Annotated in this window: 17 protein-coding genes; 9 read left to right on the top strand and 8 right to left on the bottom strand. The window is 62.8% G+C overall.

Annotated elements, in window-relative coordinates; all coding sequences use genetic code 11:
* Positions 1–13: 13 nt before the first annotated feature.
* From MC381_RS07960 to MC381_RS07945, 4 genes are all read right to left on the bottom strand, one after another.
* Positions 14–1,609, bottom strand: a complete 1,596-nt coding sequence (locus MC381_RS07960) for a gamma-glutamyltransferase family protein (protein WP_251977199.1) — start codon at positions 1,607–1,609, stop codon at positions 14–16.
* A 45-nt stretch (positions 1,610–1,654) separates the two neighbouring features.
* Entirely contained in the window at positions 1,655–2,977 is a 1,323-nt protein-coding gene (locus MC381_RS07955; RefSeq protein ID WP_251977198.1) for a TRAP transporter large permease, read from the bottom strand.
* On the bottom strand, positions 2,967–3,536 hold the full coding sequence (locus MC381_RS07950) for a TRAP transporter small permease subunit (RefSeq protein ID WP_251977197.1): 570 nt from the start codon (positions 3,534–3,536) through the stop codon (positions 2,967–2,969). The genes MC381_RS07955 and MC381_RS07950 overlap by 11 nt, the downstream gene beginning before the upstream one ends.
* 68 nt (positions 3,537–3,604) lie before the next feature.
* On the bottom strand, positions 3,605–4,696 hold the full coding sequence (locus MC381_RS07945; protein ID WP_251977196.1) for a TRAP transporter substrate-binding protein: 1,092 nt from the start codon (positions 4,694–4,696) through the stop codon (positions 3,605–3,607).
* A 531-nt stretch (positions 4,697–5,227) separates the two neighbouring features.
* Here MC381_RS07945 and MC381_RS07940 point away from each other — a divergent pair.
* The gene (locus MC381_RS07940; protein ID WP_374708163.1) at positions 5,228–6,043 is read left to right on the top strand and encodes a transporter substrate-binding domain-containing protein; all 816 of its coding nucleotides are present in this window, start codon (positions 5,228–5,230) and stop codon (positions 6,041–6,043) included.
* A gap of 198 nt (positions 6,044–6,241) precedes the next feature.
* On the opposite strand, the gene MC381_RS07935 is transcribed toward MC381_RS07940, so the two are convergent.
* The 3 genes from MC381_RS07935 to dbpA form a co-directional block, all read right to left on the bottom strand.
* A complete protein-coding gene (locus MC381_RS07935) occupies positions 6,242–7,249 on the bottom strand; it encodes a zinc-dependent alcohol dehydrogenase family protein (RefSeq protein WP_251977195.1) in 1,008 nt (335 codons plus the stop codon).
* A gap of 90 nt (positions 7,250–7,339) precedes the next feature.
* Positions 7,340–8,203, bottom strand: coding sequence for a PA4780 family RIO1-like protein kinase (locus MC381_RS07930; RefSeq protein WP_251977194.1), 864 nt, complete (start codon positions 8,201–8,203; stop codon positions 7,340–7,342).
* A gap of 169 nt (positions 8,204–8,372) precedes the next feature.
* On the bottom strand, positions 8,373–9,776 hold the full coding sequence (dbpA, locus tag MC381_RS07925; protein ID WP_251977193.1) for an ATP-dependent RNA helicase DbpA: 1,404 nt from the start codon (positions 9,774–9,776) through the stop codon (positions 8,373–8,375).
* Positions 9,777–10,052: 276 nt separating this feature from the next.
* On the opposite strand from dbpA, the gene MC381_RS07920 reads away from it, so the two are divergent.
* Positions 10,053–10,781 (top strand): YebC/PmpR family DNA-binding transcriptional regulator, encoded by a 729-nt coding sequence (locus MC381_RS07920; RefSeq protein WP_251977192.1) that lies wholly within the window; start codon positions 10,053–10,055, stop codon positions 10,779–10,781.
* Between the two features lie 116 nt (positions 10,782–10,897).
* Here MC381_RS07920 and MC381_RS07915 read toward each other — a convergent pair whose 3' ends face one another.
* A complete protein-coding gene (locus MC381_RS07915; RefSeq protein ID WP_251977191.1) occupies positions 10,898–11,488 on the bottom strand; it encodes a BPSL1445 family SYLF domain-containing lipoprotein in 591 nt (196 codons plus the stop codon).
* A gap of 276 nt (positions 11,489–11,764) precedes the next feature.
* Here MC381_RS07915 and MC381_RS07910 point away from each other — a divergent pair, with 276 nt between their 5' ends.
* From MC381_RS07910 to MC381_RS07880, 7 genes are all read left to right on the top strand, one after another.
* Positions 11,765–12,754 carry an ABC transporter ATP-binding protein gene (locus tag MC381_RS07910; RefSeq protein ID WP_251977478.1) on the top strand — a complete coding sequence of 330 codons (990 nt, stop codon included), beginning with the start codon at positions 11,765–11,767 and terminating at the stop codon, positions 12,752–12,754.
* A complete protein-coding gene (locus MC381_RS07905) occupies positions 12,751–13,512 on the top strand; it encodes an ABC transporter permease (RefSeq protein WP_251977190.1) in 762 nt (253 codons plus the stop codon). Before MC381_RS07910 ends, MC381_RS07905 begins: the two co-directional genes overlap by 4 nt.
* 61 nt (positions 13,513–13,573) lie before the next feature.
* A complete protein-coding gene (locus MC381_RS07900) occupies positions 13,574–14,647 on the top strand; it encodes a nucleoid-associated protein (RefSeq protein ID WP_251977189.1) in 1,074 nt (357 codons plus the stop codon).
* A 499-nt stretch (positions 14,648–15,146) separates the two neighbouring features.
* The gene (locus tag MC381_RS07895) at positions 15,147–15,821 is read left to right on the top strand and encodes an NfeD family protein (protein ID WP_251977188.1); all 675 of its coding nucleotides are present in this window, start codon (positions 15,147–15,149) and stop codon (positions 15,819–15,821) included.
* A 102-nt stretch (positions 15,822–15,923) separates the two neighbouring features.
* Entirely contained in the window at positions 15,924–17,354 is a 1,431-nt protein-coding gene (locus MC381_RS07890; RefSeq protein WP_251977187.1) for an SPFH domain-containing protein, read from the top strand.
* Positions 17,354–18,661, top strand: a complete 1,308-nt coding sequence (locus tag MC381_RS07885) for an SPFH domain-containing protein (RefSeq protein ID WP_251977186.1) — start codon at positions 17,354–17,356, stop codon at positions 18,659–18,661. The genes MC381_RS07890 and MC381_RS07885 overlap by 1 nt, the downstream gene beginning before the upstream one ends.
* A gap of 81 nt (positions 18,662–18,742) precedes the next feature.
* Positions 18,743–19,132, top strand: a complete 390-nt coding sequence (locus MC381_RS07880) for a DUF4870 family protein (RefSeq protein ID WP_251977185.1) — start codon at positions 18,743–18,745, stop codon at positions 19,130–19,132.
* Positions 19,133–19,215 lie beyond the last annotated feature (83 nt).

Genomic DNA, 19,215 nt, shown 5'->3' with positions numbered 1-19,215 from the left:
CTCCAGAGAGAGATTAAAAGCCGGCCACGCTGCCGTCGCTGCGCGGGTCGGCGCCACCCTCGAGGCGGCCGTCGGGCCAGCGAGAGATGCCGCCGGCGTGCCCCATGCTGTCGCTATAGCTATCGACCAGGTCGACCCGATGCCCCGCCTGACGCAGCTTTTCGACCAGCGCGGGCGGCCACCGGGCTTCCAGTTTCAAGGAGGTCGTTCCCTCGCCCCAGGTCCGGCCCAGCAACCAGCGTGGTGCCTCGATCGCCGCCTGCCAAGGCTGGTCATAGAGCGCATGGCGCGTGAAGATCGCGGCCTGGGTCTGCGGCTGCCCTTCTCCACCCATGGTGCCGTAGACCGACGTTCTCCCGTCGTCGAGCCGCGCCAAAGCCGGATTGAGGGTATGAAACGGCCGGCGCCCCGGCGACAGCGCCTGCCTGGCATCGGGATCGAGAGCGAAGCTAATACCTCGGTTCTGCCAGACTACCCCGGTCGACGGCAGCACAACGCCCGAGCCGAACTCCCAGTAGGTGCTCTGGATAAAGCTGACGGCGCGCCCCGCGCCGTCGATGCAGCCCATCCACACCGTATCTCCGGGTTCTCCCGACTGCGGCCAGGGCATTGCGCGCTGCCTGTCGATACCGGCGGCAAGCCGATTCAGGCGTTCGTCGAGCAGCAGCGCCCCGGGCTCAAGCGTCATCCACCGGGGGTCTGTCACGTACCGGTCGCGCTCGACAAAGGCGCGCTTGGTCGACTCAACCAGCCCGTGCACATAGTCGAAGGCTTCCGCCTCGGGGCGCCCGACGCGCTGACATAGCCGCTCGAAAATACCGAGAATCATCAGCGAAGCCACGCCCTGCGTGGGCGGCGGGAGATTCCAGACTCGCCCATTCGCGAGCGGTAGCGACAGCGGTGTGACCTGCCGCGCGTGGAAGGCGGCCAGATCCGAGCGTCGCAGCGGGCTGCCCAGCGCTTCGAGCGCATCGCCCATGCTCGCGCCGAGTTCACCGCGATAGAAATCCTCGAGCCCCGCACTGGCCAGTCGCTCCAGCGTCGTGGCCAGGGCCGGCTGGCGAAACGTCGCGCCCTCGCTCGGCGCCTCACCGTCGACCAGCAGGTGGTCGGCGAACCCCGGCATGCCACGTAACTCCTCGAGCTTCGCGGCGGTCAGCGCGGCCTGCCCGCGGGTCACCCTGATGCCATCGCGCGCCTGATCGATGGCGGGTGCCAGCAAGCGCGTCAACGGCAGGCGCCCGCCCCACCGGCGCGACTGCTGCAACGCCAGTTCCCAGCCGGCCACCGTCCCGGCAGGTGTCAGCGCGGCGAGCGGCCCGCGCGAGGGGATCGAGGCATAGTCCCGGTAGAAATCCCGGTCGGCCAGTGCAGCGGCAGGGCCACAGCCCTCGATGCCGAGCGGCGGCTTGCCGGGTTCGGCAACCAACCAGAAGCCGTCGCCGCCGAGGGAGTTCATGTGGGGATAGACAACCGCGATCGAGGCCGCTGCCGCCACCATCGCCTCGATCGCGTTACCGCCTTCTCGCAGGACCTCGAGCCCCGCGCGAGACGCGTCATGGTGGGGTGCCACGACCATGCCGCAGCGGCATGAAGACAGCTCTTGCATAGGAACGGTGCTCCCTGTTCAGGTCTCGAAACCGCAACGCGTCGGTTACCAGCCGATCGCGGCAGGCAACCAGGTCACCAGCGGGGGGATCAGGCAGAGCAGCGCGAGTGCCAGGAACTGGATCCCGATATAGGGCATCACGCCTTGGTAAATATGGCGTGTACGGACCTCCGGTGGCGCGACACCACGCAGGTAGAACAGCGACCAGCCGAACGGCGGCGTCAGAAACGAGGTCTGCAGGTTCATCGCCACCAGAATGCAGAGCCAGGCCAGGTCGACGCCCTGCTGCTGGAACCAGGGAAACATCAATGGCAGCACGATATAGGAGATCTCGATCCAGTCGAGAAAGAAACCGAGCACGAAGATCAGCAGCATCATGAAAACGATGCCGCCCCAGACACCGCCGGGCAGAAAGCCAAAGAGCGTCTCGATCAGACGGTCACCTCCCAGCCCGCGAAAGGCCAGGCCGAATACCTGGGCCGCGATCAGCACGAACAGCGTCATGCCGGTGATCTTGAACGTCGTGATCACCGTCTCGCGCAGCACCGGCAGGCTCAGCTTGCCGCTCACGGCCACCAGAATGATCGCCCCGAGCGCACCGACTCCAGCCGCCTCGGTCGGTGCCGCAATACCGCCGATGATCGAGCCCAGCACCAGCACGATCAGCATCAGCGGCGGCACCACGACCTTGACCAGATCCAGCAGCGTTCGCGCCAGCGAGATCGCCTCCCGCTCCTCTCGAGGAATCGGCGGCATGCTATCGGGGCGCAGCCTCGCCAGCACGACCAGGTAGACCAGATAGAGCCCCGCGAGGAGAATCCCCGGCACCAGCGCACCGGCAAACAGCGTACCCACCGACTCGCCGGAGATATCCGAGAGAATGATCAACACCAGGCTTGGCGGAATGATCTGGCCGAGCGTGCCCGCCGCGCAGATGGTGCCGCAGGCGACGGGCTTGCTATAGCCTCGCGCCAGCAGCGTCGGCAGACTGATGAGTCCCACCGTTACCACGGTCGCGGCAACGATGCCGGTCGAGGCACCCATCAGCACGCCGACAACGACGATGGCGAAGGCCATGCCGCCGGAGCGGTCGCCCGCGACACGGCCGATGACCTCCAGCATGCGAGCGGCCAGCTGCGATTTCTCCAGCATCACGCCCATGAAGACAAACAGCGGAATGGCCAGCAGGGTGTAGTTGGTCACCACGCCAAAGACGCGCATTGGCAGCAGCCCGAACAGCTCGGGCCCAAAACCGAGGATGCCGAACACCAGACCGCTACCGGCCAGGGCGAATGGCACCGGCACGCCGAGAAACAGTAACCCGAAGAGCGCGATCACCATCCAGACGGCCATGAGTTCAAGCCCCATCGTCGGCGACCTCGCGCTTTCCGGTCAGCATCGCACCCATGTCGAGCAAGCCGCGCGCCCCACCCTGTATAGCGACCAGCAGGAAGCCCAGTGGCAGGAACGCCTTGATGATATAGCGCGCAGGCAGCCCGCCGGGATCGGACGAACCCTCGCCCAACAGCCAGGACTGCTCGACGAAATCGAGACTGATCCAGGCCAGAAACAGCATCGCCGGCACCACGACCAGCAGATTGACGACGATATCGAACCCCTGCTGGAGTCGTCGCGGATAGTGTTGATAAAGCACATCGACGCGCACGTGATCGCCCTGCTGAAACGTGAACGCGGCGCTGATCATCGCGATTACCGCCAGTAGATGCCACTGCAGCTCCTGCTGGGCGATAGATCCCGTGTGCCAGATATAGCGCAGGGCCACGTCTGCGCAGACCAGCACCACGAGCACCAGCGTCAACCAGGCCGTGGCGTTTCCCAGAGACTCGATGGCACGCTCGATGCCATGTAACACGCGACGCCAGGGGCTGGTCGCCCCGTCGGTCGAGACCGCCGTCGTCGAGGTCAAAACGATCGCTCCTCATTCACCTGTTTCGGACTATCGCCGCCCGACAAGGACGGCGAGATACCGCGCCGTCAGAGCACCTGGTCGAGCAGTACCTTCTCGCTGACAGAGAGCCAGGACATGGCTTGTTGCTTGAAGTCGAAGTAAGCGTTATGGACCTTAGCCACCAGAGGGTCCGCGTTCGCGTGGCTGGAGAGCGTATCCATGGTGACTTCACGCAGCCTGGGCAAAACGCCCTCGGGCAGCTGGTGCAGCGTGACGCCTTGGTTCTCGGTCAGATCCTTGAGCGCCTCCGCGTTGTTGGCATTGCACCAGGCCAGGCTGATCTCGTTACAAGCCGCCGCGCAGTTCTCGACGATCGCCTTGAGGTCATCCGGCAAGGATTCCCAGGCCGAGCGGTTGATCAGCAGTTCGCTCACGTTGCTCGGCTCGTGCCAGCCCGGCGTGTAATAGTGAGAGGCCGCGTTCTGGAGACCGAGCTGACGGTCGAGATAAGGGCCGACGAATTCCGCGGCATCGATCACGCCGCGCTCCAGCGCCGGGAAGATCTCGCCACCCGGCAAGACCTGCACATTGACGCCCAGCTCTTGATAGACCTGCCCCGTCAGCCCGGCCACTCGCATGCGCAGCCCGTTGAAGCTGTCGATATTCTCGAGCGGCGCCTTGAACCAGCCAGTCATCTGCATACCGGTATTGCCGGCTGGCAACGCCTTGAGGCCGAAATCGGCGTAGACCTCGTCCCATAGTGCCTGGCCGCCGCCGTGATACAGCCAGGCATTGGTGCCCATGGCATCCATCCCGAAAGGCACGGCCGTGAAGTACTGGGCGGCAAACGAGCGACCGGACCAGAAAAAGGAGTTGCCCCAGTTCATCTGTACGGTCCCACCGCGCACGGCATCGAACCCTTCCAGTGCCGGAATCAGTTCGCCCGCCGGATAGAAGTCAATGACCAGACGCCCTCCTGAAGCGGCTTCGACGCGCTTGACGAAGTCGCTGGCCGAACCGGGCCCGGTGGTGTAGAACGGCGCGCCGGCCCCATAGGCGCTGGTCATTCGCCAACGAAACGTCTGCGAATCCTGTGCCCTCGCCACCACCGGTGCGGCAGCCATACCGACCAGGGCGCCGGCCCCGGTCTTGATGAAATCTCGTCTTGGGTTACGCATCGCCCGATCTCCCTTGCTCTCTGATGTTTGCCTGGCAACAACATTGCAACTGCCGAGATATATGGCAAAGGGCGTGCCAACCCTTTAAAAAACAACTTAAACAGATGTTTTTAAAGGGTTAATAGAAACCTCCGGAAGTCAAGATAGGGAAGGGGCAGTGCTGTCAGGCGCACCATATTAGCCATGGCGCGGGAAGCGCCGTATCGACAAACGAAACAGTCGCCGGGCAGCGCCGGACGAATGTCCGGATTTCGACGATATCGCGCATCGCTTTTCAGGCAATCCACGACACCAGGAAAGCAATTGTCAGAAGCGCATCGTCTTGATCCGCCTTGACCTTTTCGGTGCACTTTTCGAACTGCTGACTGGTGTCGCGGGCATCCAAACGGCCATGAACAGGTGGTAATCTACTCGCGTCGACCGTCAGTCGGCGGGCTCTGGCGCCTGTCTGGCGAACGCTGACAGTGGCGCCGGGCGTAAACCACAACAGATAGACGACAATCTCATCAGGATCACAACAAGGATTACCGCGTGACTCTCAGTTCCCTCTTCCGCTTCGGCCGTCTTGTTTCCCCTCTGGCCGTCGCGCTATCGCTGGTGCCGCAGGCTCAGGCCGACGACGCGCCGCAGCATGTCCGGCTCGCCGTGGATGTCCCCTATCCCCCCTTCGAATACCGCACTGCCGATGGCGAATTGGCCGGCTTCGAGATCGATCTGGGCAACGAACTCTGCCGTCGCGCCGAGCTCGAGTGCGAGTGGGTCATCCAGGGATGGGACGGCATCATTCCAGGACTGCTGGCTCGCAAGTACGATGCCATCCTGTCCTCGATGCGTATCACCCCGGCACGGGAACGCCAGGTCCGCTTCACCGAGCCCTATGCCATGTCGCCGAAGGTGTGGGTCACGCGCCGCGGCAATGAGATCGACATCGACGACTCGGCGGCGCTCGAGGGGCTGACCGCCGGTGTGCAGCGCGGGACGACCCAGGACAACTACGTCACCGAGCGTTACGCCGACACCCTCGAGATCCACCGCTACGCCACCGCGGCCGATGTCGCGCTGGACCTGCAGTCGCAACGTCTGGATCTCGCCTTCATCAACTATCCGGTGGCGCTCGATACTCTGGAACTGGGCAGCCCCGACAGCGACTACGTCCAGGTCGGCCCGCGAATCAACCGTCCGGCATCGATCTTCGGACGCGGCAACGCGATCGCCGTGCGGCCTCGCGACGAAGCGCTCGCCGAGGCGTTCAACCAGGCGCTCGACAGTGTCTATGCCGACGGCACCTTCGAAGCACTGATGACACAGTACTTCGACTACGATCTGCGTCCCGCCTCGCGCCAGTAACGCTCCCGTCTCGACGCCTGGTACCCGGCGCGTCTCCGCCTACGGAGCGTTGCCAGATGACGCGTCTCTGACAGCGCGAGGCGTCACTCAACACTGGGCCTCGCTCAACGAGAAACGCCGCCGGTCGAGGACCGGCGGCGTTTTTCATGGCATCGGTGCTATCGCCGGGGTCCTACCCCCAACGTCGGCGCCGAAAGATCAGAATTCCAGGCAGATCTTGCCAAAGTGCTTGCCGGCTTCCTGATGACGGAAGGCTTCAGCGATGTCGCCCAGCCCGAACGAACGGTCGATGACCGGCTTGATGCCGTTGACCTCGAGCGCCCGAATCATCTCGATCTGGTGACGACGGCTACCGACGATCAGCCCTTGAAGCTTGGCCTGCTTGGCCATCAGCTTGGCCGTCGGCAATTCGCCGCCGGTACCGGTCAGCACGCCAATCAGCGAGATATGCCCGGCAATCGCCACGGCCTCGATGGACTGCGGCAGCGTACCGGGCCCGCCCACTTCGATCACATGATCCGCGCCGTGGCCGCCGGTCAACGCCTTGACCCGCTTGCCCCACTCCGGCTCTTCGCGATAGTTGATCGTTTCGTCTGCGCCCAGCTCGCGCAGCTTGGACAGTTTCTCTTCCGAGGACGAGGTCGAGATCACGTGGGCGCCCATCGCCTTGGCCAGTTGTACGGCAAAGATAGAGACCCCACCGGTGCCCAACGTCAGCACCGTATCGCCGGCCTTGAGTCCGCCATCGACCACCAGCGCACGCCAAGCGGTCAGCCCGGCCGTGGTCAGCGTGGCCGCTTCGGCATGGCTGTAGCCGGCCGGCGCGTGGGTGAACCATTCGACAGGCCGCACGACCTGCTCGCGCGCGTAGCCGTCGACCCCGTCACCCGGCACGGTCTTGAAGTCGGCAACGCGTGCCGGCCCTTCCAGCCAATGCGGGAAGAAGGTCGAGACGACGGCATCGCCGACCTTGAATTCGTTGACACCCTGACCAACGGCTTCGACCACGCCGGCGCCATCGGACATCGGAATACGATTCTGTTCGGTCGGAGAGACACCGCTGGCGACGAGATAGTCGTGGAAGTTCAGCGAGCTGGCATGGATACGGACACGTATCTCGCCAGGCCCCGGTTCGCCCGGACCTTCCACCTCGTGCAACTCGAGATTATCGAGACCACCGGGGGACTTCAGATTGACCACTTGCATAATAGGCTCCTCAAAACAGCGGCGACCTTGGCGGGTCGCCAATTGCGTGACCCCATTGTAGACGCTTATTGGTCGGTTTCTCGCCCCCGGTCACCAATCCTCGTCATCGCCCTCTTCTGACCGCCCCGCCACGCGCGCCTCGGCCTCTGCACGCGCATCATCGATCACGCGCATGACGCCATCGACATCCACCGGCAGTTGACTCGGCGCGTATTGCCCGGTCAGCGACATCCCCGGGTATAGCGATCCGGCCTCGTAATGCGCCCAGATCTCCTTGCCATAATCGGTGCCGAGCAGGTCCGGGGCGAAACGGCCGAAATGGCGCTTCAGATTGTCGACGTCGCGCACCAGCATCCAGGGCGCGTTATTGTTGCCGGCCGCATCGACTGCCTGGGGCAAATCGATGATCACCGGCCCCGTGGCACCTACCAGGATGTTGAACGCCGAGAGATCGCCATGGATCAGTCCCGCGCACAGCATCTTGACCACTTCGTCGACCAGGCGTTGGTGATAATCGCGGGCCACGTCGGGGGGCAGGTCGACATCATCCAGACGTGGCGCGACGTCTCCTGCGTCATCCGCAATGCGCTCCATCAACAACACCCCGTCGACAAAGCCATGCGGCCGAGGTACGCGTACATCGGCAGCCGCCAGCCGATAGAGTGCCTCGACTTCGGCATTCAGCCAGGCCGACTCCTGCTCGCGTTGGCCGTAGCGCGTCTTCTTCGACATCGCCCGTGCGCGACGGCTGTTGCGAACCTTGCGTCCTTCCTGATAGGTCACGGCCTGCTTGAAGCTACGCTGGCGTGCCTCCTTGAAGACCTTGGCGCAGCGCAGTTCCTCGCCACAGCGAACCACGAATACCTGCGCTTCCTTGCCGCTCATCAATTGAGCGACGACCTCGTCGATCAAACCATCCTCGACCAGCGGCTGCAGACGCTTGGGCACTTTCATCGTGTAAAGATTTTCATCGTGTAAAGATTGTCGTCATGTGAAGGCTTTTATAGCGCGTGAAACCTTGTATCGCGTGTGAGGGCTGTTATCGCCTGAAGACCGACATCATTCGTGCGCGGATGGGGCGTTCGCGGCACGCGCAACGTGCCGAGGAACGCCCGGCCCCGCCTCAGTTGGCAATGAGACGGGCGCGACAGCGACGCCCCTTCAAGGTGCCATTGGCCAACGTCGCGAGCGCCTGCTTGACGACGCTTCTCTCGACGGCGACATAGGCCGAACGCTCGAGCACCTTGATCTTGCCGACCTGATTGCCATCGAGCGACTCGTCGCCCTGGGTCAGGGCACCGAGGATATCGCCCGGTCGGATTTTCTGCTTCTTGCCGGCGTCCAGCTGCAACGTTGCCATGGCCGGCAGAAAAGGGCGAGCGTTCGTCTTGGCCTCGGCGGGTAGCGGCGTCAGCGTCAACGATTGCTCCAGATAGTCCGCCAGACGCTCCAGCCGATAGGCCTCACGCTCGGCCACCAGTGTACAGGCTATCCCCTGCTCGCCGGCACGCCCGGTACGTCCGATGCGATGGACATGAACCTCGAGCTCACGGGCGAGCTGATAGTTGAAGACCGCGTCGAGCGAGTCGATATCGAGGCCGCGGGCGGCCACGTCGGTAGCGACCAGGATCGACAGACTGCCATTGGCAAACCGGATCAGCGTCTGATCGCGGTCGCGCTGATCGAGCTCCCCGTGCAGGGCGCCAGCGCTGAAGCCAGCCTCGTTCAGCGCCTCGGCGACCGCCTGCGTCTCCTTGCGCGTATTGCAGAAGATGACGCTCGACGCGGGCCGATAGTGCAGCAGCAATCGATGCAGCGCCGGCAGCCGCGCAGCTTCATCTGCGACCGGATGAAACGACTGCTGAATGCTCTGCCCATCGTGCGTCGAGGCCACTTCGACGATTTGCGGTTCCCGCAGCAACCGTTGCGCCAGCGGCTTGACGGTCTCGCTATAGGTCGCACTGAAGAGCAGCGTCTGACGCGCCGTCGGGGTGGCGGCAACAATCGCTTCCAGCGTCGCCTGGAAGCCCATGTCGAGCATGCGATCCGCCTCGTCGAGGACAAGCGTGGTCAGCGCGGAAAGGTCGAGCGATCCCTTGCGCAGATGATCCTCGACGCGTCCGGGCGTGCCGACGACGACATGCGTACCGTGCGCCAGCGAGTTCAACTGCGGCCCCATCGGCGTGCCCCCGCAGAGCGCAAGAATCTTGACGTTCGGCAGGCGACGCGCCAGCCGTCGCAGCTCCTCGGCCACCTGATCGGCCAGCTCCCGGGTCGGGCAGAGCACCAGAGCCTGGGCATGAAAGCGAGAGAGATCGAGAGCCGCCAGCACGCCAAGGCCGAAGGCGGCGGTCTTGCCGGACCCCGTCTTGCCCTGGCCGATCAGGTCATGCCCGGCCAGAATGAACGGCAGGCTGGCGGCCTGGATCGACGTCATTTCACGGTAGTCGAGCGCCTCCAGCCCCTCGAGCAGCGCGGCCGGCAACGGCAACGACGCGAAGGCCGCTTCTTGGAAACTGTCGGTCACGGCAAATGCCCCCTGGCGAAAGAAATAGATCGGTAAGAAAATCGAGCGTGTCGAAGGCCGGCAGATCGAGACGACGAGATCGTCACTCCTGATGGACGACACGCGCCAAGCCCCCGGTCTCATTGGCGCGGCAGAATAGCAGAGCGCGCCCGAATTGACGCGTATTCCCTCGCGGACGCGCCATTTCCTCACGCCATGCGTGCAAATACACCTGCAATATGGCAGCCAGATTGAGTAAAATCGCCGCCGTCGCAGACAACTTGATAGGTAAGACTGATGGGTAGGGCCTTCCAGAACCGCAAGGAATCCATGGCCAAGACGGCCGCCGCCAAGACCAAGGTCTACAGCAAGTACGGCCGCGAAATCTACGTGTGCGCCAAGTCCGGTGGGGCCGATCCTCACAACAACCTGACGCTGCGTGGCCTGATCGAGAAAGCGAAGAAGGACCAGGTGCCCTCTCACGTCATCGACAAGGCGCTGGACAAGGCATCGAGCAGCGGCGGAGAGGACTTCTCGCCGGCACGCTACGAAGGCTTCGGCCCCGGCAACTGCATGGTGATCGTCGAATGTCTGACCGACAACCCGAACCGCACCTACGGTGACGTCCGCGGCTGCTTTACCAAGAACAAGTCGAAGATCGGCACCCAGGGCACCGTCAGCCACATGTTCGATCACTGCGCCATCTTTGCCTTTGCTGGCCAGGACGAGGAAGCCGTGCTGGAAGCGCTGATGGAAGCCGACGTCGACGTCACCGATATCGAGAACGAAGATGGCCGAATTACCGTGTTCGCGCCACATACCGAATACGCCAAGGCCAAACAGGCACTGACCGACGCCTTCGGCGAGCTCGACTTCGAAGCCGACGACATCCAGTTTCTGCCACAGACCCACACGCCACTCGAGGGCGACGACGTGGCCCAGTTCGAGAAGTTCATGGACATGATGAACGATCTCGACGACGTCCAGAACGTTTATCACAACGCCGAGCTCCCCGAAGACGCCTGAGCCGGCCCAGCATCGGTAGCCTTGCCGATGCTGCTCCGCTAGTCAGGCCGCCGGCAATGACCGTTAAGTCGGCCAGTGCCGGCTGGCTCAGCTCAGCCATGTCGACCGTGATGGCCTCACGGACTGACTTTCGAGATCTTCGCGCCGTTCAGCGATACCCCGCCCTGGATGCCCTGGTTGTTCATCACGAAGGCGACGACTTCCCGATTGGCCGTACTGTTGGTGATCTGCCCATTGGCCCCGATATCCGCCACCGCGACACCGGCGCTGGCACCCACCGACCAGCCGTTGTCGCTGCGGACGCGATTGAGCGCCTCTTCCGTCATCAGCAGGTAGATCACCGCCTGCGACTGCGCCCCGGCCTGGAAGCCGATGGAACCGCTGGTCGTGGTGTAGTAGCCGGACCGGACGCCATCGATCAAAAGGGCCCCGTCGCCGTGGCTGGCACCCACGATAAAGCTAGCTCCTAGTACACCGGGGAACACCAGCACGCCCTCGGCCTGCTCGGCCAGCACACGAGACTCAGGTACTGCTCGATAGAGCCGCTGCAGTGTTTGCTGCACGTCCTGATCCAATTGCTGCCGCTGTGCCATCCGGCTCTCGCGGTCGGCGGACGATGTCGTGGTGCAGCTGGCCAATAGGCTCGTGCCGATCAGGGCGCACAGCAGCACGATAGAAAGACGTTTGATACTGACAATCGCTGGCATGGTGATCTCCTTGTCCGAACGTCGTCATGGGCAGCGGCGGCGTTCTGATCGATAGATGAGGCCTACGGTCTATCCCTCGACTTCAAGGTATAGACCAGAAATCACGGTCGCAGACGGTTTCAACGACCTACGGCGTCTACCGTGGCAGCGGTCGCCGCGGCCACACGTCTCTCTAGAGATGGCCCCATAATCCGTTTCGGGTCCAGCTCGCGGACGATTTCGCCTACAATGTGCGCCCTCAACGTTTCATCACGCAGAGTCCTCATGAGCCAAGAGATGCCGACTGCCGATGCCCGGCACGCGCCTGCCGAGACGTCGCCCTCCACGCCCGCGCCGGTCATCGAGATCAACGGCCTGGCGAAGCGCTACGCCTCGGGTTTCGAGGCGCTCAAGGGCGTCGACCTGGAGATCCGCCGTGGCGAGATCTTTGCCCTGCTCGGCCCCAATGGCGCCGGCAAGACCACGCTGATCAGCATCATCTGTGGGCTGGTCAACGCTACCGACGGTCAGGTGCTGATCGACGGTCACGATAACGTCAGCGACTACCGCGCCGCCCGCGGCAAGATCGGCCTGGTGCCGCAGGAACTGACCAGTGACGCCTTCGAGACCGTCTGGAATACGGTGCGCTTCAGCCGCGGGCTATTCGGGTACAAGGCCAACGATGCGCATATCGAGCAGGTGCTGCGCGCCCTGTCGCTGTGGGACAAGCGCAAGAACAAGATGATCCAGCTCTCCGGCGGCATGAAGCGCCGAGTCCTGATCGCCAAGGCGCTGGCCCACGAACCGCAGATCCTGTTTCTCGACGAGCCCACCGCCGGGGTCGATGTGGAACTGCGCCGAGACATGTGGGAAGTCGTGCGCGAGCTGCGCAACAGCGGCGTGACCATTATCCTGACCACGCATTACATCGAGGAAGCCGAGGAGATGGCCGACCGAATCGGCGTCATCAACCGCGGCGAGATCGTGCTGGTGAAAGAAAAGCGCGAACTGATGCGTCAGCTCGGTCGCAAGCAGCTGACCCTGCAACTGCAGCGCCCGCTGGCGAGTGTTCCGGCCGCACTGGCGCACTATCCGCTGACGCTGGCGGAGAACGGCAGCGTGCTGGTCTATACCTACGACGCCAGCGCCGCCGGCGAGGGCGACAACGCCGGCATCAGCCAGCTGCTCAACGATATCGAGGACGCCGGCATCCGTTTCAAGGATCTCCATACCGAACAGAGTTCGCTGGAGGAGATCTTCGTCAACCTGGTAAGGGAGCGCCAATGAACCTTCGCGCCGTCAAGGCCATCTACCGTTTCGAAATGGCCCGCGCCGGACGCACCCTGCTGCAGAGCATCGTCTCGCCGGTAATCTCGACCTCGCTCTATTTCGTGGTCTTCGGTGCCGCCATCGGCTCGCGCATTCAGGAGGTCGAGGGCGTCAGCTACGGTGCCTTCATCGTGCCCGGCCTGATCATGCTGATGCTGCTGACGCAAAGCGTCTCCAACGCCTCCTTCGGCATCTTCTTCCCCAAGTTCACCGGCACCATCTACGAGGTGATGTCGGCGCCGATCTCCTACGTCGAGATCGTCCTCGGCTACGTCGGCGCCGCGGCGTCGAAGTCGATCATACTCGGGCTGATCATCCTCGCGACCGCGAGCTTCTTCGTTCCCCTGCGCATCGAGCATCCGTTCATGATGCTGCTGTTCCTGGTGCTGACCGCCGTGACCTTCAGCCTGCTCGGCTTCATCATCGGCATCTGGGCGGATGGCTTCGAGAAGCTGCAGCTGGTACCGCTGCTGGTCATCACCCCGCTGACCTTTCTCGGCGGCAGCTTCTATGCCATCGATATGCTGCCCGAGGTCTGGCAGTGGGTGACGCTGGCCAACCCCGTGGTCTATCTGGTCAGCGGTTTCCGCTGGAGCTTCTACGGCATCAGCGATGTCAGCGTGATCGCCAGCCTGATCATGATCTTCGCCTTCCTCGCGATCAGCCTCGGGGTGGTCAGCTGGATCTTCCGCACCGGCTTCCGCCTGCGACCGTAGACCGCGAACGCCACCCAACGGACCGACAACGGGCGCACGCCCCTGCACCACGAGAGACTCCATGCCGATACTGCAAAGCTGTACGCATCGCGTCGACAAGGCAGCCGACGATTCACCCGCCACGCTGAAAGCGGGTGAATCGTTGAGCGACACCGGCAACGCGGAGTCGCTGCTGGCGCATTTCCACTCGAGTTTTCATCGCAAGCCCAAGGCCTGGGGACACTTCGCCGCGGAGGTAGACGTGAGCGAGGCCGATGCGGGGGAAGCGCCAACGCCGGAAACTGACGCCAGCGATGACGCCGATTCACCGCCTCTGCCCGCCTCACGCTTCGCTGCCGAGCTGACGCGCTATCGCAGCGGCGAGCTCAATTTTACGAACTTCACTCGCCAGGCAACCGAGAGCCTGTTACCGCTGCTCGACGCGCATCTCTCCGTCGGCGGTCACTGGTGGTTCGTGCACTACCGCCAGGGCGATAGCGAGTACCTAACCCTGGCGATGCTTCACCAGCGCGAGGGCTTCGGCTTCGATGACGACCTCGCCGTTGTCCCGGCACCGCAGTTGAATCTCGGGCAGCTGATGCTCGCCGCCCGCATCGACTTGACCCAATGGCAGCGCGGCCAGTCGCGCCAGTACATCAACTACGTGCAGGATCGCGGCAACAAGAAGCTGGTCGAGGGCTTTCGCGAGTGGCTGGGCTGTCGGGAGGGGGTCAACGCCAGCGCGGAGACCCGCACGCTGCTCAAGGCCTTCAGCGACTATGTGGAGAACGCAGACCTGCCCGAGGAAGCCAGCCGCGAGAAGACGGAAACGCTGATCGACTACGCCAGCACCCAGGCCAAGAACGGCGAAGCGATTACTCTCGACGAGCTCTCGGAGCTAGTCGACGAAGCGCAGCCAAAGGCGTTCTACGACTATATCCGCAATCAGGACTACGGCCTGTCCGCGGAGATCCCGCCGGACAAACGGACACTGCAGCAGTTCAAGCGCTTTGCCGGCCGCGCCAGCGGTGTCTCGATCAGCTTCGACTCGCACCTGCTCGGCAATAGCATCGAGTACGACGAAGAACACGACCGCCTGATCATCAAGCAGATACCGGGGGCACTGAAAGATCAGATCAAGGAGCGCAATAGCTGAAGACGTCTCGGGAGCCGGCGCCGGCTCCCGAGGATCGGCGTTCTGCGCGACGCTCTCCGTCCCCCATTGCCATACCCCCTGCCGCCGCCCTCCCTCGCCCGCTATCGACCTTTTTCAAGGCATCTCTTGCCACCGTCTGCGTGAAGCCATGTCGGCGCAGCGCCGGGAAGCGTTCTATCGGTTTCGAGACACAAGCACCACACATACGGCCTCCTCCGGTCTCTAATTGGCTCGATTCCCCCTCTCATAAACGAAGAGAAGAAGTATAAGACGCCAATAACCGACAAATTTTTAAGAGATCTCCTACAGCCGTTCTTTCCTTCCCGCTAAATCGAAAAAACATCACGCCGCAACAACAAATAATAACAATAAATTTACACACTGATTTATTGTAAGCATGCGGACTTTCGCGTAGATTTTCGCCTCGATTTATCAATCAATCCCCTGCTTTTCGATTGGCATCACTTGCCATCTTTCTTATGTATAGAGACATCATCCAATGATCGATGACGGCCTGATTCTGGGGATTTACGTCACATTGAGTCTATTCGGGCTAGGCGTTATAGCCGCCGAAAGTCTCGGTTTGAGCGGTAGCGATAACGACACCGGCGATGCCCATAACGGCGGGTCTGATAACGGCGGCTCTGATAACGGTGGACATGACAACGGGGGGCACCACCACGCGGCCGGCGACAGCACCCCGGGTGATGGCGCCGACGGCGTCGCCTCACGAGGCGGTCAGTACAGTCGCAGCATCCGTGCCGGTCGTCACGTGTTCAAGCTGCTCTTCCTGCTACGGCTTTTCATCTATTTCTGCGCCGGTTTCGGTCCCATGGGGCTGATTGCCACCCTGCGTGGCGAGTCGCTCTCCAGTGGCCTTCTTTGGGCCGTCCCTGCCGGCCTATTCGTCATGGTCTGCGCCTGGGCAATCCTGAAATTTCAGCAGCGCGAATATGACTCCTCGATTGCCGACGATGAGCTGGTCGGTCGCGAAGGCCACGTCACCATCACCATTCATCCCAATGAAATCGGCCGTGTGAGAATCGCGTTCGCGCAGTTGACGCGAGAACGTTATGCCAGAGCCGATCATGACGTACCGATCCCGAAAGGGACTCGCATTCGCGTCATCGCCGTGAATACCTCCGATGTCACCGTCGAACCCCTGACGCCATAACGCGCCAACGTCACTTGCGCACGCGGCAGTCCAAGGTGGCATAGCTGCCCGCGACGCGACGGTTCGTTTAGTGCCAAAACCACGCGAAGAAAAGGAACCCTGATGGATATCGACTATATCCTCGTCAATCTCATGAGAGCGCTGCCGGGTCTCGGCAACGCGTCGCTCGGTACCGTCGGCTTCATGGCTGCCGGTGCCGTCGCCGTGGTGATCTTCATTGCGCTCCTCGCCATGCTCAAGGCGGTCATCCAGGTCTGCCCGCCCAATCAGGTGATGGTCGTTCAGGGCTCCAAGACGAAGACCAACGGCCGAGAGTACGGCTTTCGGGTCATTCTCGGCGGCACCGCGATCGTCATCCCGTTTCTGAACCGCGCCGAGTTTCTCGATCTGAGCGTGCTGCCGATCAACGTCCGTGTGGAAGGCGTCAATTCGGCCAATGGGATCACGGTCGGCGCCGATGCCACGGCCTGTGTCGGTGTCGATATCGAAGATACCGCGCTGCTCTACACGGCAGTCGAGCGCATGCTCGGCAAGTCGCGTGCTGAAATTCATGACCAGATCCACCAGACGATGGTGGGCAACTTTCGCGGCGCCATGAACCGCACGACGCCGCTGCAGGCGATGGGAATGGTCGAAAGCGTGGAGAAGGTCAACGCCGGCGAAACCCCGGAAGAAGAAACGATCTCCACCGATGAAGGGGAGCGCGCGCGCTTCCGCCAGGACATGCTCGACGATGCCAACGAGGATCTGGCGAGCTTCGGCTTCCGGGTCTTCTCGGTATCGTTCCAGCGTATCTGGGATAGCTCCGACTACATCAGCAGCCTGGCCACCAAGGCCGTCGCCCACAAGCGCCAAGCCGTGGAGATCCAGGAGGCGCGGCTGGAGGCGGAAGCCGAGAACGCCGAATCCGACGGTCGGCGTCGCGAATCGATCGCCCGCAGCCAGGCAGACGAATCGATCGTCGAGGCGGAACAGAATTTGGGGATCGCCCGAGAGGAGAGCCAGGCGAGAATCGACCAGGCACAGAAGGAAGCCGCTGCCCAGATCGCCCGCGCCCAATCCCAGGCACAGGTCGAAGTGGAGAACGCCGAGAACGAGCTGCAGACGCTGCGCAACCAGTCGGAAGTCACGCTCAAGCCCGAGTACGAGGCCCAAGCGGCGGAGATCGTCGCCGAAGGTAACGACCAGGCGATCCGCATCCGACAGGGCGTACGTAACCGGATGCTCGAGCAGCAGGCGGAGATGATCGGCAAGGCCGGTCGCTACGGCCGCATTCCGATGTTCGTTCAGGGGCAGCTACCGCACCTGTTCAAGGCGTATCACCAGAACGCCAAGGATATCCGCCTCGACAACCTGACCTTCATGGGCGACGACGCCGACAACGGCATGAACGCAGCCATCAACCGTGGCCCCGCTGGCTTCGTCGACTTCCTCGACCGCTTCGAGCAGGCCTTCGGCATCCGCGTGCGGGACTTTACCACCGCCCAGCACAGCGCCCCCTCGTCCACCGACAACACCGCGGAGAGCAACTGATGGCTACGCTCGCCCTATCCTTCTTCCTGCTGGTCACGCTGATCATCATCACGCTGACCTTCCAGTTCGTCCGCAACTTCCGCGTGGTCGGTGCCAACCAGGTGGCCGTCGTCGCCGGCAAGAGCCGCGGCGGCTATCGCACCTATCAGGGTGGCCGTGTGGTGGTCTGGCCGATCATCAATAAACGCTTCGATCTCGACCTGCGCCCCCGCACGGCTACTGTCGAGGTGCAGTCGGCGATCGCCCGCGGGATGGTGCCGCTCAACGTGGTTGCCACCGTCTCTTTCGCCATCTCTTCCTCGGGCGAGGTGCTGCAGAACGCCATCCGTCGCATCCTCTCGCTCAACGAGAACTGGAACGATCTGGAAAATGTCGCCGCCTCGATCATCGAGGGTCACCTGCGCGACTCGATCGCCACCATGACGCCTGAACAGGTCATGCGCGACAAGGACGAGCTGGTACGCAACATGATTCGGGTCTGCAAGAGCGATCTGGAAGCGATTGGCCTGGAAATCACCACCATGAACATCGCCGATGTCGATGACCATCGGCTCGATGGCATGGGCGAAGGCGATCTCTATATCGGCCTGCTCAACCGCGTCGAATCCGCCTCGGCCCGCTCCCAGGCTCGCTCCTCGGAAGCCCGCGCCAAGGCCGACTCCGCCGAGGAAAGCCATCGCCGCCGCGCCGAGGTCGAAGTCCGACGGCGCGACAACGACCGCGAAGCGCTGGAAAACCAGACCAGTGCCTCGGTCGCCGACGAACGTCAGCGCGGCGCCGTCGGCATGGAAAAGGCGCAGCGCTCCGGGGTCGCCGACCTCGCCGGCGTCAAGGCCACGATCGAGGCCGAGCGCTCGCGCATCGACTATCTCAATGCCCAGTATCGCGCCGAGATCCTGACCCCGGCGGAAGCCGAGAAACAACGTCTGGTACTGGTCGCCGAGCGTGAGGCCACCGAATATCGCGGCGTGCGTGAATCCGAGATTCAGCAGCTCGGCGAGACCATCCGCATCCTTGAAGCGGGCGGCGAGAACGCCCTCAACGCCTACCTGATCGACAACTTCGAATCGCTGATCCAGCCGTTCAGCGGCACCATGATGCTGTTCCCGGCGGACAAGGTGAACGTGCTTTCAGGCTTCGGCGGCCAGCAGCACGAACAGATCTCCGCCGTGGAGGCGCACCCCATCGAAGCCCACAAGGCCTTCGCGCTCGACGAAACGCTCGGTCACTCGCCGGGTCAGCGTCAGAACGGCGTCAGCCCGGGTACCGCCGCCGCCTCACAGCAGAGCACCGACCAGCGCCGCTGATCTTCACAACAACTCCGACGGCACGCGGTCGCTACCTGCAGCCGCGTGTCGGCTCCGATAAAAATGTCGAGTAGAGAAACGATGGATAACACTGAAAGCCAAACCTACCCTCAGCCCCCGGAACAGACTTCCGAGGGTGACGCGCGTGCCCAAGCGCCGATGGTCAATAGCAGCAGCATGGCGCTGATTGTCTATGTCCTCTATCTGGCCGGATTCCTGACAGGCATTACCGCGGTGATCGGCCTCATCCTCGCTCACGTCAACAAGGGCGAAGAGCAGAACCCCATGTTGCTCTCGCACTACCGCTTCCAGATCCGAACCTTCTGGTGGGGCCTCCTCTGGATGACGCTAGGCATGATCACCTCGGCCATCTTCATCGGCTTTTTCGTGATGGCGTTCTGGGCGATTTGGACCATCTATCGCTGCGTCAAGGGTCTGACACGCCTGAACCGCGGCCAGCCAATCGGCTGATCTCTTCCCGGAAGACACCATGAAAAACGGCTCGCTTCCGAGAAGCGAGCCGTTCGTTTTTGATGCCGTTCAACATCCAGCGT

The organism is Salinicola avicenniae, from assembly GCF_023736115.1.
GTDB classification, from domain to species: domain Bacteria; phylum Pseudomonadota; class Gammaproteobacteria; order Pseudomonadales; family Halomonadaceae; genus Salinicola; species Salinicola avicenniae.
The sequence above is the reverse complement of the archived record's forward strand: the minus strand, read 5'-3'. Positions and strand labels throughout refer to the sequence as shown.

What these genes read in the sequence shown, in the direction of transcription:
- MC381_RS07960 (WP_251977199.1), bottom strand. Translation starts at nt 1,609, where the DNA reads ATGCAAGAGCTGTCTTCATGCCGCTGCGGCATGGTCGTGGCACCCCAC.
- MC381_RS07955 (WP_251977198.1), bottom strand. Translation starts at nt 2,977, where the DNA reads ATGGGGCTTGAACTCATGGCCGTCTGGATGGTGATCGCGCTCTTCGGG.
- MC381_RS07945 (WP_251977196.1), bottom strand. Translation starts at nt 4,696, where the DNA reads ATGCGTAACCCAAGACGAGATTTCATCAAGACCGGGGCCGGCGCCCTG.
- MC381_RS07935 (WP_251977195.1), bottom strand. Translation starts at nt 7,249, where the DNA reads ATGCAAGTGGTCAATCTGAAGTCCCCCGGTGGTCTCGATAATCTCGAG.
- MC381_RS07930 (WP_251977194.1), bottom strand. Translation starts at nt 8,203, where the DNA reads ATGAAAGTGCCCAAGCGTCTGCAGCCGCTGGTCGAGGATGGTTTGATC.
- MC381_RS07920 (WP_251977192.1), top strand. Translation starts at nt 10,053, where the DNA reads ATGGGTAGGGCCTTCCAGAACCGCAAGGAATCCATGGCCAAGACGGCC.
- MC381_RS07915 (WP_251977191.1), bottom strand. Translation starts at nt 11,488, where the DNA reads ATGCCAGCGATTGTCAGTATCAAACGTCTTTCTATCGTGCTGCTGTGC.
- MC381_RS07910 (WP_251977478.1), top strand. Translation starts at nt 11,765, where the DNA reads ATGCCGACTGCCGATGCCCGGCACGCGCCTGCCGAGACGTCGCCCTCC.
- MC381_RS07905 (WP_251977190.1), top strand. Translation starts at nt 12,751, where the DNA reads ATGAACCTTCGCGCCGTCAAGGCCATCTACCGTTTCGAAATGGCCCGC.
- MC381_RS07900 (WP_251977189.1), top strand. Translation starts at nt 13,574, where the DNA reads ATGCCGATACTGCAAAGCTGTACGCATCGCGTCGACAAGGCAGCCGAC.
- MC381_RS07895 (WP_251977188.1), top strand. Translation starts at nt 15,147, where the DNA reads ATGATCGATGACGGCCTGATTCTGGGGATTTACGTCACATTGAGTCTA.
- MC381_RS07890 (WP_251977187.1), top strand. Translation starts at nt 15,924, where the DNA reads ATGGATATCGACTATATCCTCGTCAATCTCATGAGAGCGCTGCCGGGT.
- MC381_RS07885 (WP_251977186.1), top strand. Translation starts at nt 17,354, where the DNA reads ATGGCTACGCTCGCCCTATCCTTCTTCCTGCTGGTCACGCTGATCATC.
- MC381_RS07880 (WP_251977185.1), top strand. Translation starts at nt 18,743, where the DNA reads ATGGATAACACTGAAAGCCAAACCTACCCTCAGCCCCCGGAACAGACT.